12 protein-coding genes and 1 tRNA gene are annotated in these 15,506 nt (G+C 58.5%); 2 read left to right on the top strand and 11 right to left on the bottom strand.

Annotated features, from left to right (window positions below):
* Positions 1-20: 20 nt before the first annotated feature.
* Positions 21-323, bottom strand: coding sequence for a hypothetical protein (locus BMZ36_RS09550; RefSeq protein WP_091195169.1), 303 nt, complete (start codon positions 321-323; stop codon positions 21-23).
* A gap of 149 nt (positions 324-472) precedes the next feature.
* Between BMZ36_RS09550 and glmS the strand changes: the two genes are divergently transcribed.
* Both glmS and BMZ36_RS09540 read left to right on the top strand, forming a co-directional pair.
* Entirely contained in the window at positions 473-2,305 is a 1,833-nt protein-coding gene (gene glmS / locus BMZ36_RS09545) for a glutamine--fructose-6-phosphate transaminase (isomerizing) (protein WP_091195166.1), read from the top strand.
* Between the two features lie 36 nt (positions 2,306-2,341).
* Positions 2,342-2,806, top strand: a complete 465-nt coding sequence (locus BMZ36_RS09540; RefSeq protein ID WP_091195163.1) for a CreA family protein — start codon at positions 2,342-2,344, stop codon at positions 2,804-2,806.
* A gap of 248 nt (positions 2,807-3,054) precedes the next feature.
* Here the strand turns inward: BMZ36_RS09540 and BMZ36_RS09535 are convergent, their stop codons facing one another.
* From BMZ36_RS09535 to BMZ36_RS09495, 10 genes are all read right to left on the bottom strand, one after another.
* Positions 3,055-3,804, bottom strand: a complete 750-nt coding sequence (locus BMZ36_RS09535) for a tetratricopeptide repeat protein (RefSeq protein ID WP_091195159.1) — start codon at positions 3,802-3,804, stop codon at positions 3,055-3,057.
* Complete coding sequence (locus BMZ36_RS14350; protein ID WP_143086019.1) at positions 3,801-4,466, bottom strand: hypothetical protein; 666 nt, start codon at positions 4,464-4,466, stop codon at positions 3,801-3,803. Before BMZ36_RS14350 ends, BMZ36_RS09535 begins: the two co-directional genes overlap by 4 nt.
* A 769-nt stretch (positions 4,467-5,235) precedes the next feature.
* Positions 5,236-5,311 (bottom strand) — tRNA-Phe (locus tag BMZ36_RS09530).
* Positions 5,312-5,366: 55 nt separating this feature from the next.
* Entirely contained in the window at positions 5,367-6,806 is a 1,440-nt protein-coding gene (gene sbcB / locus BMZ36_RS09525; RefSeq protein WP_091195156.1) for an exodeoxyribonuclease I, read from the bottom strand.
* A 110-nt stretch (positions 6,807-6,916) separates the two neighbouring features.
* Complete coding sequence (locus BMZ36_RS09520; protein WP_091195153.1) at positions 6,917-10,033, bottom strand: type I restriction endonuclease subunit R; 3,117 nt, start codon at positions 10,031-10,033, stop codon at positions 6,917-6,919.
* A gap of 35 nt (positions 10,034-10,068) precedes the next feature.
* Entirely contained in the window at positions 10,069-10,752 is a 684-nt protein-coding gene (locus tag BMZ36_RS09515; RefSeq protein WP_091195149.1) for a hypothetical protein, read from the bottom strand.
* Positions 10,739-11,275 carry a hypothetical protein gene (locus BMZ36_RS09510; RefSeq protein ID WP_091195145.1) on the bottom strand — a complete coding sequence of 179 codons (537 nt, stop codon included), beginning with the start codon at positions 11,273-11,275 and terminating at the stop codon, positions 10,739-10,741. The genes BMZ36_RS09515 and BMZ36_RS09510 overlap by 14 nt, the downstream gene beginning before the upstream one ends.
* Before the next feature lie 116 nt (positions 11,276-11,391).
* On the bottom strand, positions 11,392-12,276 hold the full coding sequence (locus BMZ36_RS09505; RefSeq protein WP_091195141.1) for a GIY-YIG nuclease family protein: 885 nt from the start codon (positions 12,274-12,276) through the stop codon (positions 11,392-11,394).
* The gene (locus tag BMZ36_RS09500; RefSeq protein ID WP_091195137.1) at positions 12,273-13,598 is read right to left on the bottom strand and encodes a restriction endonuclease subunit S; all 1,326 of its coding nucleotides are present in this window, start codon (positions 13,596-13,598) and stop codon (positions 12,273-12,275) included. The genes BMZ36_RS09505 and BMZ36_RS09500 overlap by 4 nt, the downstream gene beginning before the upstream one ends.
* The gene (locus BMZ36_RS09495) at positions 13,595-15,439 is read right to left on the bottom strand and encodes a type I restriction-modification system subunit M (protein ID WP_091195133.1); all 1,845 of its coding nucleotides are present in this window, start codon (positions 15,437-15,439) and stop codon (positions 13,595-13,597) included. Before BMZ36_RS09495 ends, BMZ36_RS09500 begins: the two co-directional genes overlap by 4 nt.
* Positions 15,440-15,506: the final 67 nt, after the last annotated feature.

The raw sequence follows: 15,506 nt of genomic DNA, 5'->3' as shown, positions 1-15,506 counted from the left end.
AGAATGGCAATGGCGGTTGCTCAGTCGCCGTGGTGGCCGGCAAAGGCCCGCGCGCGATTGATGAGTACGTTGACTAGCTTGATGACATCCTTGCGGGCTTCCAGATTGTCCACCCGGTCGAAATTCTTCGACAGTGCGTCGTGAATTTCACAAGCCAAGTGGAATAACAAGGTCTTTTCCTTGGGGGTTGCCCGGATCAGGTAACCGTTGATCGTATCAACGATATGATCCGACAACTCTTCGGGAGCGGTGGCCTGCGCAGTCAGGATGCAGTCGTACAGTCGCACGCCAATGACGCCGAGCGCGAGCAGCTGGTCAGACATGATAGGCATTCCTATTAAGGTCATAATTCAATTTAGACTCCTGATATGCGGGATGTAAGGCCGCTTGTCGGAGAAAAACGGGCGTTTTTCATGGTGCAATGCGGGGTGGGTCGGTATAGTTTCACCCGTTGCCAACAAGGGGATTGAGAATGTGCGGAATTGTCGGTGCGATAGCCCAGCGTAACGTGGTGCCTGTCCTGGTCGAAGGGCTCAAACGCCTGGAATACCGGGGTTATGATTCGGCGGGGGTCGCCGTGCATACCGGTTCCGCGATCACGCGTGTGCGCCGCGTTGGCCGCGTAGCTGAAATGGAAAATGCCGCCGCCGAGATCAATTTGACAGGCCAGCTTGGCATCGGCCATACCCGCTGGGCCACGCACGGTGGCGTGACCGAATACAACGCGCATCCGCACGTCTCGCACGGCCAGATCGCGGTAGTCCACAACGGCATCATCGAGAACCACGACGAGCAGCGCGAACGATTGAAACAGCTCGGCTACGTTTTCGAATCGCAGACCGATACCGAGGTGATCGCCCATCTGGTGCATCACTACTACAAGAATGGCGGCCTCGACCTGGTTGAAGCTGTGCGCGTTGCCTCGCGCGAACTGAGCGGCGCGTATGCCATTGCCGTGATTGCACTCGACCAACCAGACGTGATGGCCTGCGCACGCAAAGGTTGTCCGCTGCTGGTGGGGCTGGGCGAAGGCGAGAACTTTATCGCCTCCGACGTTTCAGCCATCATTTCGTCGACCCGCAAGGTGATCTTCCTTGAAGAAGGCGACATCGCCGAAGTGCGCCGCGAAGGTGTCAAGCTGACCGATCAGCAAGGCCAGCCCATCGAACGCAAGATCCATTTCTCGGATGTTTCCCTCGCTTCGCTTGAGCTCGGCCCGTACAGCCATTTCATGCAGAAGGAAATCCACGAACAGCCCAAGGCGCTGGCCGATACCATCGAGCAGGTGCTGCACGACGGCTTTTTGCCAGCGCTGTTTGGCGCCGGAGCCAGCGAAATTCTCAGCCAGATTGATGGCGTGCAGATCCTGGCCTGCGGCACCAGCTACTATGCCGGCCTGACCGCACGCTACTGGCTGGAAGCAATTGCCGGTATCCCGTGCAGCGTCGAAGTCGCGAGCGAATACCGCTACCGCGATGCAGTCGCCCGCCCGAACACGCTGATCGTCACCATTTCGCAATCGGGCGAGACGCTCGACACGATGGAAGCGCTCAAATATGCGAAATCGCTGGGCCACAAATGGGCCTTGTCGATCTGCAATGTCAAGGAAAGCGCCATCCCGCGCGCTTCGGATCTGGTGATCTATACCCGTGCCGGAGCCGAGATCGGAGTGGCTTCGACCAAGGCGTTCACCACCCAACTGATCGCACTGTTCGCCCTGACCTGTACGCTGGCCAAGTTGCGCGGCAAGCTGACGGCAGCGCGGGAAACCGAATACCTCGACGCTCTGCGCCAATTGCCGGGCAGCGTGCAACATGCGCTCAACCTGGAGCCGCAGATCCGTGTCTGGGCCGAAAGATTCGCCGGCAAGGACCACGCCCTGTTCCTGGGCCGCGGCGTGCATTATCCCATCGCCCTGGAAGGCGCGCTCAAGCTCAAGGAAATCACCTACATCCATGCCGAAGCCTATCCCGCTGGCGAACTCAAGCACGGGCCGCTGGCGCTGGTCGATGAAAACATGCCGGTCGTGGTGATCGCGCCCAACGATGCCTTGCTGGAAAAGGTGAAATCAAATATTCAGGAAGTGCGCGCCCGCGGTGGAGAAATGTTCGTCTTCGCCGATCTGGATAGCCACTTCAGCGAGTCCGAGGCTGTGCACGTGATCCGCACCCCGCGGCATGTAGGCGTGCTTTCGCCGGTGGTGCATGCAATTCCGGTTCAATTGCTGGCTTACCACTCCGCGCTGATGCGCGGGACCGATGTGGACAAGCCGCGCAACTTGGCCAAGTCGGTTACTGTCGAATAAGAGGTTTCTGGTTTTTCTCGCATACGGAGTGCTGATATGAAACGACTGTTCCTTGGTGTGTTGCTGTGCGCCGCCCTGCCAGCCGCCGCCGAAACTGTCGGCGCGGTTTCTACGGCCTTCAAACTGTTGGGAGCCAACCACAAGGTCGTAGTGGAGGTGTTCGACGACCCCCGCGTCAATGGCGTGAGCTGTTATCTTTCCAGAGCCAAAACAGGCGGGATTTCTGGCTCTCTGGGGCTGGCCGAAGACAAGGCCGAGGCGTCTGTCGCATGCCGGCAGGTGGGGGAGATCGGTTTCACTGGCCCGCTGCCGCAGCAGGAAGAAGTCTTCAGCGAGAAAGCTTCGCTTGTGTTCAAGCATATTCGCGTTGTTCGCATGGTTGACGTTAAGCGCAACACGCTGGCCTATCTGGTCTACTCAGACCGTTTGGTTGACGGCAGCCCCAAGAACAGTGTGACCGCCGTTCCGGTGCCGCCGCACCTCAAGGTGCCCATGCGTTGAGTTCCTGCGGAAGGGAAGGTTCCTTCGCCCTTGCCGGTAGAAAAGCTGGAATTCTACGGGGCATCCCGGTATGGCAGTCGCGTCGAGAGCAATGCGCCTGACTATGCAGTTTAAATATGCAAAGTCCCTCGTCCTCTTGCCATGAAAATTCTACTAAGACCTCGAGATCGACGCCTGTTCTGAATTGATCTGACAATCCGGTGCCGTCAAAATGGGGGACTGTCAGATCAAGTCGAAACTTCTACACTTTATTTGGGATATTTAGCCATCAACGTTGCAAAAGGGGGCTTGCTCAGGCTTTTAAGTCCCTCTGCACGATCATCGTCCTTCAACGCATCAATAAGTGATCGCCCCTTTCTTACATCGTCACGGGCGCGATCCATGTCGTTCATATGATCATAAGATAGCGCGCGATACAGATAGGCCCATGCGTAATCGGGCTGATAGGTCAATCCTTCTGAAAATGCTTCAGCGGCTTCAGGCCATTGTTCAAGTGCAACCAAGGTCATGCCGAGGTGATAATAGCTTGGCATCCCTGGTGTAGTTCCTTTGCCGCTTACCCCCAAATGATCCTTCAGCATCTGCCTGAGGGCGCCAAGAGCACGTTCTGGTTGCCCACTCTGTCGATAAAGAGACGCCAGCGTTATTACGTCCCAAGCAGTACGAGCAGGGACCAGTCGTAAAGATTCTTCGCAATCACTAATAGCCTTTCCATAATCACCCAGTTGCGCATAGGCTGTGCTGCGAAGTTTAAAAATGGCAGCGCGCGCTTTGCTGGGCGCTCGAGTGTTGGAGGCATTGCATGCGGAAAGCACATCTATTGCCAATTGTGGGTTCTCGAAATTGGTTCCATCTGCGTTAAGTTTCAGTGGCTTGATTTGGGCGCAAGGGTCTTGCCCCTTGGCTGCAACATCGCTAGTCATCACCTTGCTTTGCGCCCCTGCGCACCCCGAAAGCAAAACAACACAAATAACTGCAAATTGACGGACTGATATCATTGTGGGTACTCCGAAGAAAGCAAATCTGGCCGCAACCTTTTCAGCAGCGGGGCTGTAATTGATCCTTGAATTGAGCAATAAACGGTCGTCACGGATGGCGACTCGCCCTCAACAATAAGGGCGCGCTCGACGCTTCCTCGTGGGGTTACTGTCCCCGATATACCGCCGGCATGCCAAGTGTCGATAGCGTCTCCGATTGAACGAACCTCTGAACGAACCCATTCTTTCCCGGTGTGCACCAGCTTTCGGGTGTCAGGAAGCAGTGAATTGATTTTCTTTGCGACTGATGTCGGATCACCATCAACCTTAAAGCCCCAGTAGAGAAAACCGCCCATGTCGACATCGTATGATACTTCGTTGTGCCACGCGACCAACCGCAGATCGTTGATCTGCGGGGGATGGGAGAAATACTGCTCGTTCCCTTTTTTTGACAAGGGATTTGCAACCACGATTGTGGCCGCCGAGCCGCGATTCGCGACGTGCACGGAAGGGCCAAACGTATTGGGGTGTTTTTTCAATGTATTAAAAAACGATGCATCGCATTGGGCAAAATGGCGCAACGCCTCAGTCCCCGAGTTTTGCGGGGGTGTTTCTTGTCCCGCCGATAGAGCCGAGTTTGCAACTAGTAGTGGTACCAAAATAGCGGAAGCGTGTTTGTACATATTGATCCTCAAGAATTTTAGGTGTTATGGGTGGTCACTATAACTGGCCCCATGGGGACGGCTGGTTGTCCAGTACGTCCATGAAGAAGTGTTCTTGACGTCGAGCTTGGTTGATAGGCGAAGCCATGCCCTTCGATTGGTTTGTGCCGAATCATCTGATCCATTTGTTGCCGTCCTTGATCTGGATTTCGCCGTGAACACTTGCACTCTCGGGGGTGGATGGGTAGGCACTGGATCGTCGCCAAAAAAGCGCTTCAGGCCGAAGCGGTATTTCCTCTTCGGTTGCGTGCCTGATCTGGCGAACTTGTTATTAAATTGGAAAGGGTAAGTCTTTGATGGCACGACATGAATATGAAAGAAAATATGAAATAAATATTATACTTTAAGTAATATGTATTGAGCTGGGTGTGTGGAAAATGCACAAGAAACCGGGAGAGGTGGTAATGCCGCTTACTTGAAACTGCGCACGGTGGTAGGTGCACGCAGATTGATATCTAGGGTAAGAAGAACAGATTGCTGGATGCGTTTTGGTGGCTGTCGCGAGCGAGGTTTTGTTATTGGCTGTGAGGGGGGGGCTATTTCACCGCGAGCAAAACGTGGGCGCTAGGGAATACAGGGTGAGAAGGGAGGGATGGTTCAAGCTTCGCGTATCGTGTCGGCTCAAAAAATTTGAACCGGGAATAGACCGGGTTGCCGGACTTGTTTGGTTTTTGTCCCGCAGAAAACAAAAACGCCAACCACATGGGTCGGCGTTTTTGCTTAAAACTTTTGGTGGCCAGTCGCGGAATCGAACCACGGACACGCGGATTTTCAATCCGCTGCTCTACCAACTGAGCTAACTGGCCAAGAGAGGCCGAATTAAACCGGATTTCGTTGCGCGTGTCAACCTCTTTGCGAAATTCAGTTCAACTCCGGGGCGATGTTTTCCGCGTAGTCGTAGAGCGCGCCGAGAATTTCTTCGCCGCGCTCGTCCGCCGTTTCGGAAAGGGCGTCGATGTTTTCGAAATAGCTCGCCAAGTCGCGGGCACTGTTCTTTCCTTCGTGCAGGCGTTCCGTGCAGTGTTGCTGCCAGCGGGCGGCTTCTTCTTCGCTCAGGGTGAGCGGGAAATTGCGTGCGCGGAAGCGGAAGAGCAGCTCGTCGAGCCGTGCATCGTCAAAGCTTGGGCGGGCGGCGGCGAGTTGTTCGGGGTTCAGTCCGCGCAGGCGGTTGAGTGTGCGCCGGTCGTTGTTGCCGATGAATCCGCCGTAAAGGTCGCCGTCCACGTCCGGCGTGCCGTCGTTGCCGGCGGGACGCTGGAATACTTCGGCCCACAGGCCGCCTTGCTCCGGGGCTTGGGCGGCGGTTGCGGCGTGGCGCTCCACTGTGGCCATGTCGACGCCCCATTTCTCCGCCATTTGCGGGCTGAGCGTTTTCAGGTTGCCGATGACGATGGGGGACTTGTTGATGTGGATGCTTTTGACGGGCAGGCGGGTCATGCCTTCCGGGAGCTCGTCGCTGCGGGTGAACAGGCGCTGACGCACGGTGGCGGCGTCGAGAGCGAAAAGCTCGGCTGGATCGTGCGCCAGATCCCAGACGATGATTTCGTTCTTGTTGGTGGGGTGGCAGGCCAGCGGCCAGACGACGGCGAGGCAGCCCCTTTCCGGCGCGAACATGCCGGAGATGTGCAGGAACGGCTTGCGTTGCGGCAGGCCTATTTCGGCTTGGACGGCATCTTTCTTGCGCAGCTTCAGGCAGAAGTCGAACAGCTTGGGATTATTTTGCCGGATCAGGCGTGCGAGCGCGATGGTGGCGCGCACGTCGGACAGTGCATCGTGCGCGGCTTCGTGAACGAGGCCGTTGGCGGCGGTCAGGTGTTCCAGGCGAAAGCTCGGTTTGCCGTCGTCGTTGGTTGGCCAGACGATGCCTTCCGGGCGCAGGGCGTAGGCGCAACGCACCACGTCGAGCAGATCCCAGCGTCCGCAATCGTTCTGCCATTCGCGGGCGTACGGGTCGATGAGGTTGCGCCAGAACAGGTGGCGCGTGAATTCGTCGTCGAAGCGGATGGTGTTGTAGCCCACACCGATGGTGCCGGGGGCCGCGAGTTCCTTTTCGATGGCCGCGGCGAATTCGTTTTCCGGCAAGCCGCGCTCCTGGCACAGTTGCGGCGTGATGCCGGTGATGAGGCAGGACTGCGGATCGGGCAGGTAGTCCGGAGCCGGCTGGCAGTAGCACATCAGCGGCTCGCCGATTTCGTTGAGCTCGGCATCGGTACGGATGCCGGCGAACTGGGCGGGCCGGTCACGACGCGGGTCGATGCCGAAGGTTTCGTAGTCGTGCCAGAAAAAGGTCAGGTCGGCCATGGTGCTGTCGTGCGGGAAGGAATGGCGCCATTGTACGGAATGGCGGGGTCAAAAGGAAAAACCCGCCGATCTTGCGATCAGGCGGGCTTTTTGATGCAGGGGGCCTGTGGTCATGCTCTCGCGGCCACGCCCACTGACCGCGCCCGCAGCGCTTCATACAACTGTGCAGGTCCTAGCAGGGTATCTTTCAGCCCTTCGCGGATACGTTCAGAACTTAGCGCTTGGGTGCTCATGGAGGTGTGAGCTTCCAGTGCATCCATGATGGCATGCAAGATCGCTTGCGAGAGGTCGGGCGAATTGCCGAACTGTTCCTTGGTGTTGTTGGCCGCCTGCTGAACCAAGGTCTCGTTCTCTAGCAGCTTCCCTTTTAGGACACCATTCACGTAGACGAGTTGGTCGTCGTCGGAGAGCTCGCCTTCAAATAACCCATTCACCTTCTCGATGATTTCGGCGAGGTAGGCCTGCTGCTTTTCCTGAACTGCGCCGCTGCCCACCGCGTCCATCGGTTGCAGCTTGTAGCTACCGTCCTGGTTCAGGTTCAGCGATTGTTTGCCACGGTTCTTCAGGTTGTGGTGGGTAAGCACAACCTTGCTGAGGTCCACGGTGTCGCGTTCGCGGCCGAATTCCAGCAGCGGGATGAGGCGTTTGTAGAACAGGAAGCGCTTCTCGATGTCGGTGTTGCCGTAGTCGAAAATCTGGCTCAGGAAGGCATACAGGCGCACATAGGCTCCCATGTCGTTCTTGAACAGGATGAGGGCATCCAGTGTGTCCTTGGCGACCTTGGCTGTTTTTTCATCACCATTTGCCTCAGCCGCGGCTTTGTCCTGCTGGGCGCTCTTGTAGCGCTTGAGCAGGCGGTCGGCCACCGGGGCGATGGCGGCATCTAGCTGTTTCTGCGTGCCGTTCGGGTCGAGGTCGACCTTGGCGACGCGCTCCACTTCGAAGTCGTCGTAGTAGCCGGTTGCATCCAGCTTGGCGCGCAGGTCATACACCGCATGCGGGTCGGTCGTGGCCTCCAGCTCGGCTGTTTCGTGGTAGGTCTTGAAGGCCTTGAGCACTTCCGCCGGCTCGTTCACGAAGTCGAGGATGTAGGTCGTGTCCTTGCCCGGATGCGCACGGTTCAGGCGCGAGAGCGTCTGCACGGCCTGGATGCCGCCCAGCATCTTGTCGACGTACATGCCGCACAACAGCGGCTGGTCGAAACCGGTCTGGAACTTGTTGGCCACCAGCAACAGGTGGAAATCCGGCTCCTTGAATACTTCGCGGATGTCGCGCCCCTTGAGGCCGGGGTTGAGCTGGGCATTCGTTTCGGCGACCGGCTCGGGGAAGTTCTCGGGGTCGTTTACCTCACCCGAAAACGCCACCAGCACGCCCAGCGGGTAGTTCTGCTTGGCGATGTAGGCGCGGATGGCCTTCTGCCAGCGCACGGCTTCTTTACGACTACCCACCACTACCATGGCCTTGGCCCGGCCTCGGAGAAGCGGCTGCACGTTCTCGCGGTAGTGCTCGACCACCACCTGCACCTTCTGCGCGATGTTGTAGGGGTGCAGGCGCACCCACTGCATGATTCCCTTCATCGCCGTACTGCGCTCAACGGCCTTCTCGTCGTATTCCTGGCCATCGTGGGCCAGCTTGAAAGCCAGTTTGTAGCTCGTGTAGTTCTTCAGCACATCGAGGATGAAACCTTCCTCGATAGCCTGGCGCATGGAGTAAACATGGAAAGGCTGGGGCAACCCGTCTTCGCCCTTGCGACCGAAGAGTTCCAGCGTCTTGCTCTTGGGCGTGGCGGTGAAGGCAATGTAGGTCAGGCCCTTCGATGCGCCAGCTTTCGCCTCCATCTGCGCCGCGAGCAGCGCTTCGGTATCCACCTCACCGCCGTCCTGCAGCTCGGCCCATTCTTCGGCGGACAAAAGCTGCTTCAGCTTGGCGGCGGCTTCGCCGGTCTGCGAGCTGTGTGCCTCGTCGGCAATCACCGCAAAGCGCTTGCCCTCGGTGGCTGCCAGCTCCTGCACGGCTTGCAGGGCAAAGGGGAAGGTCTGGATGGTGCAGACGATGATTTTTTTGCCGTCCTTGAGCGCCTGACCAAGCTGGGCGCTCTTGCTGCCGTGCTCGTTCGTGATGCTGGCCACCACGCCCGTGGTGCGCTCGAAGTCGAATATGGCCTCCTGCAACTGAGCATCGAGCACGTTGCGGTCGCTTACCACCAGCACGCTATCGAAGAGCTTGTTGTGCTGCGCGTCGTGCAGGTCGGCGAGGAAGTGCGCCGTCCAGGCAATCGAGTTGGTCTTGCCCGAGCCCGCCGAGTGCTGAATCAGATAGCGCTCGCCCGCACCGTTTTGCAGCACATCGCCCACCAGCTTCCGCGTGGCATCGAGCTGGTGGTAACGCGGGAAGATGAAACTCTTGAGCTGCTTCTTGTCATCGCGCTTGCCGATGAGATAGCGGTGCAGGATGTCCAGCCAGCTCTCTCGCGCCCACACCTCTTCCCACAGGTAGGCAGTGGCAAATCCATCCGGATTCGGCGCATTGCCCGCGCCGCCCGCGTTGCCACGGTTGAAAGGCAGGAAGAAGGTTTCCTTGCCGGCGAGTTTGGTCGTCATCATCACTTCGGACTGGCTCACCGCGAAGTGCACCAGCGCCCCGCCGGGGAAGCCCAGCAAGGGCTCCAGCACGCCGCCCTTGGGCTGCGGATGGCGGTCGTAGCGGTACTGGTCGACAGCATCCTGCACGCTCTGCGTGAAGTTACTCTTCAGCTCGACCGTGGCCACGGCGATGCCGTTGAGGAAGAGCACCAGGTCCAGCTCTTCCTTCGGATTGTTGGGCGAATGGCAAACCTGGCGAACAACGCGCAGGCGGTTCGCTGCGTAGTTCTTCGCAATGGCAGGGTTCAGCGCCAGAGCGGGCTTGAACTGCGCCAGCATCAACGGCTCCTTGAGCCCCAGCATTTCCACGCCCCGACGCAGCACATCCAGCGTGCCCCGGTCTGGCAGGTTCAGGCTTTTGCGCACGCGCTCCGCCAGCACTTGGGGCAGCGCCGCACCGTGGTTTTTGGTCAGGCGCTGAAAGCTATCCGGCTGCGACTCTTCCACCCACGCCAGGAGGTCGGGTAGAAACAGGCCATTCGCGCGGTCATACTTTGCCGCGTCGCCTTCGGCGTACAGCCAGCCATTGGCCGCAAGGTGGGCGCAGATTTCGGATTCGAAGTGGATTTCCTGATGTAGTGCCATCGCTCAGCCAGCCATTTCAGTATGTGTGTAGGGGGTCATCGGCTCATTTGCTCCATGCGTGCCATGACCTCACTTGCTCGCTCCGGTTCTGCAATCAGGCCGGGCAGTACGTTGTGGAAATCTGGATTTTTCAGCAACGTGGAAAAGGTTTGTGCCACAAGGTTCCTCAGCGCTTCCGGTGCAGTGCGCATTTCTTCAACAAGCTCGTCGCGACCATCCACCACGTTCAGCACATCTTCCAGGTCGTGGCTGGTCCAAAAGTCGCCTTTGCCTCGGCTGGTAAACGCTTCCAGCTTGGTGGCTACGAAGGCCACGGCGCTGAGCAGGCGGATATGCACGCCCTCCGAAATTTCCACGGATTCGGCTGTTTTGACTGCGTAGGAATACCAGGGATTTGTGAACCCGAGCACGGCGTCGTCCACTGGCATAAGATCGAACAGCAGGCCGGATTCGCGATGCACCCAGCGGCAAATCACCTCGCTGTGCATGTCGCGCACGAAACCACGCTCAGCCAGCTCATTTTCCAGTTGATGAAAGGCGGCGCGGCCAGCTTCAACGATGGCATCCACGTCCGTAGTCGCCCGCACGCCCTCGGCCAATGGGTCCGTCAGCAGCAAGCCCGCCACCGAGCCGCCGACGAACACGACTTGCTCTCGCAGTTCGCCCAGCGCCCCGGCGATGCGCCGCAGTTGTGGCAGGTTCGGGTCATTGGGGTTCATGGCTGTCGCCTCCCAGTGCCGTCTTCAACAGCTCTGAGGCCATTGCCCGTTCGCGAGCCCGGCCCATGCGTACTGCATCGAGCAAGGCCAGCAGGCGATGCAAGGCCGGGTCGGCCAGTGCGGCTTGCGGCGCCGTGCGATAGAGCGGGGAGAGTGTCGGCCCCTTGGCGCTGCCCTTGGCGTGCGCCCACACCGGCGCTTCGCCGGGAGCGGCATTCAGTAGACTGGCCAGAGGTTCGGCACCAAAGGCGGTCGGCACCCCGCGCTTGGCTGGGCCGGTGATGGCCGGCCACACATAACGCGCACCGTGTAGCATGAATTCCAGCAAAGCCGGGCGCACCGGCTGCCAGCCTTCACGCCCTAGCGACACGGCCAGCCCGGCGGCAATCGCCCGCTTCACGCAGGCGTGGGTTTCCGAGGCGCTCATGGCCAAAGCCTCGCCCAGCGCGGCATAAGTCCAGCGCTGCGGCGGATTGGCTGCCACCTTCAGCAGCACCAGCAAGTCTTGGGGTTTGAGTTCCATTTTTTTGCCTTATTCGCTATTCGCGAATTGCGAATATGCCTGTGCGACAAGGGTTTGGCAAGTCAATCAACCCCTAAAAAACCGGCCAACCTGCAGCCGGGCTACAGGCTAGCGGATCAGTGCCCCCCGGACAAATCCGTCCCGCCCTGCCGCTTCAGTGCATCCAGTGTCTTGCCCTCGGCCGATTTCCATTCGACCCAGCCATTGGCCGTGCGGCCCAGCAGTGCAACGGCAGCAGCGCTGGGGGATGCGAACAGATGATCTTTCAGGAACTCGATGCTCTCGGCCTTGACCTGGACGACACCGCTGTCGCGCAGCTTGTTGCGCAAATGCTCAGCCCAAGTGCCGGCAATAGATGGCGCATCAGCTTGGTGGCCAAGCGAACCCTTGAGCACCACAAAGCCTTCCGGCGTGTAGAGCCCCTTCCCCTCGATGCCCGAACGCTTGCAGTGGAACAATTCGGCCGGTTTGCCCGCTTCCGTGGGCTTTGCCACCGGCTCGAACACCGGGTAGCCCAGTGTTGCCAGCAAAGTCTGTCCGGTCTCGAAAATCTCCAGGCAATCAGCCTCCAGCGGCGCCGGCGTATGGGGCTTGCTGCCGCCGTTCTTGTTCTCACTCAGGTCGTAGCGCTCGGCCTGCTTTGCCCGCTGCAGGCTGTACCACTCCAGAAACAACGCATGAGTCTGGGTCAAACTGTTGGTACGCGAAATCAGTACCAGCGCACGCTCCCAGAACGCCTTTTCTTTATTGTGCTTCGCCAGTCTTGCGGGCAAATCACCCGTCTGGCCTATGTACACACGTCGTTCCGCGCCATCTTCTGCCTCGCCCACCAAGAAGTACAAGGCAACCTGTGCACTCTCTGGCATCTTCAGAAATTCCGGCAGAAGCGCACGCGGAACTTCGATCAATTGCACGATTCGCGTCGTAATCTCTGCCACGCGAATACCCTGCGGATCACCGCCGGGCAGGAAGATCTGGATCGTCTTGGCTCTGGTGTTCATGTATCAGCCTTTCCTGTAGCTTCACGCACATCAATCTGGCCGGTGACGGCGGCGGCTATGAGGGCGGAGCGGCGTTCTTTCAAAAGGGTGATTGCGAGTTCGGCCTCTGTATCAAGTTCATCTAGCTTGACTGTTTCTGCATCGAGGAATGTACTGATTTCTTCTTGCTCGCGGGGAGGAGGTTCCGTCAAAACATAATTCCTGATGGTTCCAACGTTGACGTGCGGCGAAGTGGCGCCGACGGTATCTATCTGTCCCTGTCGATATGTACTTTGCGCATTTAGCTGCCACATAAGGAAGCGTGGGTACATCCCTGCTGCTGCACGGAACTGCATCATTCTCTGACCCAAGCAGAAGATGTCATTTTCTGGAACTTGGGCCGCGAACCCCCATCGCTCTCCCTCACGCCCATACACGATGTCATCCTTTTCTAGGGGCATGCGTCGTATGCGTTGCATAAACTCTTGCTGAGTGACGGAATACATTCCTTCCCGGCGCAGCCTCCCCTCGCTAACGTCAGCAGTACGAATCACCCGATACGACCCCGTGTCGTCGTACGCTGGCGTTTCATGGGGACAATCGACGATAGCGTTGGTGGCGTACTTAAGCCGAGTCACCCCCCAATGTGCCGGCACCTCCCCCAGCCACGCCACGCCGGAATCCTGCATCGGTGCAGCCGGGTTGAGGCCGCGGGTGACGGCGTGGGAGATGGTGGCCTGGCGCTTTTCGGCCAGCAGGGCGATGAGCTTTTCCTGCTCGGCAATCAGACCATCGATTTTCGCCGTTTCGTGGTCGAGGAAGGCGGCGATGGCGGTTTGTTCTTCTACTGATGGAAGAGCAAATGCAGCTCCACGAATCAGTTCCTGATTTAAGAGTTTTGCCCCATATATGTTTTCCGACGCGTTCTGTACGAGAAATAACGGAAAAGCATAGTAGGCAAATGGCAGAGCCAGCAGGTCAGAGCCTCTAAACGTTGCAATTGCCTCATTGGTAAACATGTCAGCACCTGCAAACGAAACCTGTCCTATCGACAGCTTGAAGCTGAACAGTAGGCTCCCTTTGGGAGATAGTTCGATGCCGGACTGCACAGCAGCTTCATCACTGATTCGTTTGGCAGTGTCAGCAATAGTCCTTGCTCCAAGGTCTGAAATATTTGCCCAGAGATTGCTGCCCTCATATGCAGCAGAGTTCCCTGTGGGCGGGGTCCATCCCGTGGAGAAAGAACAAACGTGCTTCGTCTTCGTGACCCGCCAATGAGAAGGCACTTGACCGAGCCAACTTAACCCGCTGTCCTTGTACTCCGGATACCTCGGCAAGCTCATTCCGCCAGCCCCTCCAGCATCTTCATGATGTTGGCCGAGACGGTCTTCAGCTCTTCGTCGATGGCGTGCAGGCTGCGCGGCGGCTCGAAGACGTAGAAGTGGCGGTTGACCGGGATTTCATAGCCGACCTTGCTCTTTTCTTCGTCCATCCAGGCATCCGGCGCGTGCGGCAATACTTCGCGCTTGAAGTAGGCGGCAATGTCTTCACTGAGCGGCACATTCTCGGTATCGCGCAGGGTGCTATCAGCCTGCGGCTTGCCCTTTTGCTTGCCTTTTACGCCTAGCACCACCTGCCCGGCTTCGTCCTTGAGCGGGCGCTCGACGGTGATGGTGGTGTAGCCGAAGTCTTCGTTGTTGAAGATGCGGGCAATGGGCACGCGCTTGAGGCGGCCACCTTCGGGTGCCGTAGGCGGCGTGTCGGTATTGGTCACGAGTTGCGGCTCGCCGACTTGCTGGCCGGCCGCGTCAAACACGGTGATGTATTCTGCCTCGGTGAAGCCGCCAAACAGCCGGGTAACGGTGGCGATGTGCTCGTCGCTCATCTCCTTGCGCTTGGAGCCGAGGCTTTTGCGCATCTTCTGCCAGAAGCTGCTGGCGTCGATAAGCTGCACCAAGCCCTTGCGGTCATCTGTCTTGCGGTTGGAGAGAATCCAGACGTAGGTGGCAATGCCGGTGTTGTAGAACATGTCGGTGGGCAGGCCGATGATGGCTTCCACGAGGTCGTTCTCCAGCACGTAGCGGCGGATTTCGGATTCGCCGCTGCCGGCGCCGCCAGTGAAGAGCGGCGAGCCGTTGAGGACGATGCCGAAGCGGCTGCCGCCATCCTGCGCTGGGCGCATCTTGGAGAGCAGATGCATCAGGAAGAGCATGGAGCCATCTGACACGCGCGGCAGGCCGGGGCCGAAGCGGCCGTCGAAACCTTTTTGCTCGTGCTCCTGGCGCACGACCTTTTCGACCCTCTTCCACTCCACGCCGAAAGGCGGATTGGAGAGCATGTAGTCGAACTTGCGGCCGTTGTGTCCGTCGTCGGACAGCGTGTTGCCGGCCACGATGTTGCCCACGTCCTGCCCCTTGATGAGCATGTCGGCCTTGCAGATGGCATAGGACTCGTCGTTGAGCTCCTGGCCGAACATCGTGAGCCGTGCCTGCGGGTTGTGCTCCAGCAGGTATTCGCCTGCCACTGAGAGCATGCCGCCGGTGCCGGCAGTGGGATCGTAGATGGTGCGCACGACGGCATTGCCGGGGGTGAGCACGTCGTCGTCCTCGATGAACAGCAGGTTCACCATCAGACGGATGACTTCACGCGGGGTGAAATGCTCCCCCGCCGTCTCGTTCGAGATTTCGGCAAACTTGCGAATCAGCTCCTCGAACATCAGGCCCATCTGGGCGTTATCCACCACCTGCGGGTGCAGGTCGATGTTGGCGAACTTTTCGGTGACCAGGTACAGCAAGTTGGCCTTGGCGAGCCGTTCGATCTGCGCATAGAAATCAAAGCGCTCGAAGATGTCGCGCGCCGCTGGCGAGAAGGCCTGCACATAGGCGTAGAGGTTCTGGCGGATGTGGTCCTGGTCGCCCAAGAGCTTCACGAGGTCTAGCGGGGAGGTGTTGTAGAAGCCGAGATTTCCCGTTTTACGCTGAAGAAATGGGTCCGGATTCAAACCAGCCTTGGTCTTGGCTTCCAGCTCCGCCAGCACGGCGGGCTTGGTGGCTTCGAGGACGCAGTCCAGACGGCGCAGCATGGTGAAGGGCAGGATGACCTTGCCGTACTCAGACTGCCTGTAATCGCCACGAAGAAGGTCGGCAACCGACCAGATGAAGGATGAAAGGGCTTGGTGGTTCATTTTTTGATTTCTGGCGAAGGCCGGAAGGAGGCCGCCATCAAGTTGCGGTTATTGGTTACGGCAAATT

It is taken from the genome of Formivibrio citricus, assembly GCF_900115065.1.
In the GTDB taxonomy this organism is placed as follows: Bacteria; Pseudomonadota; Gammaproteobacteria; order Burkholderiales; family Chitinibacteraceae; genus Formivibrio; species Formivibrio citricus.
The sequence above is the reverse complement of the archived record's forward strand: the minus strand, read 5'-3'. Positions and strand labels throughout refer to the sequence as shown.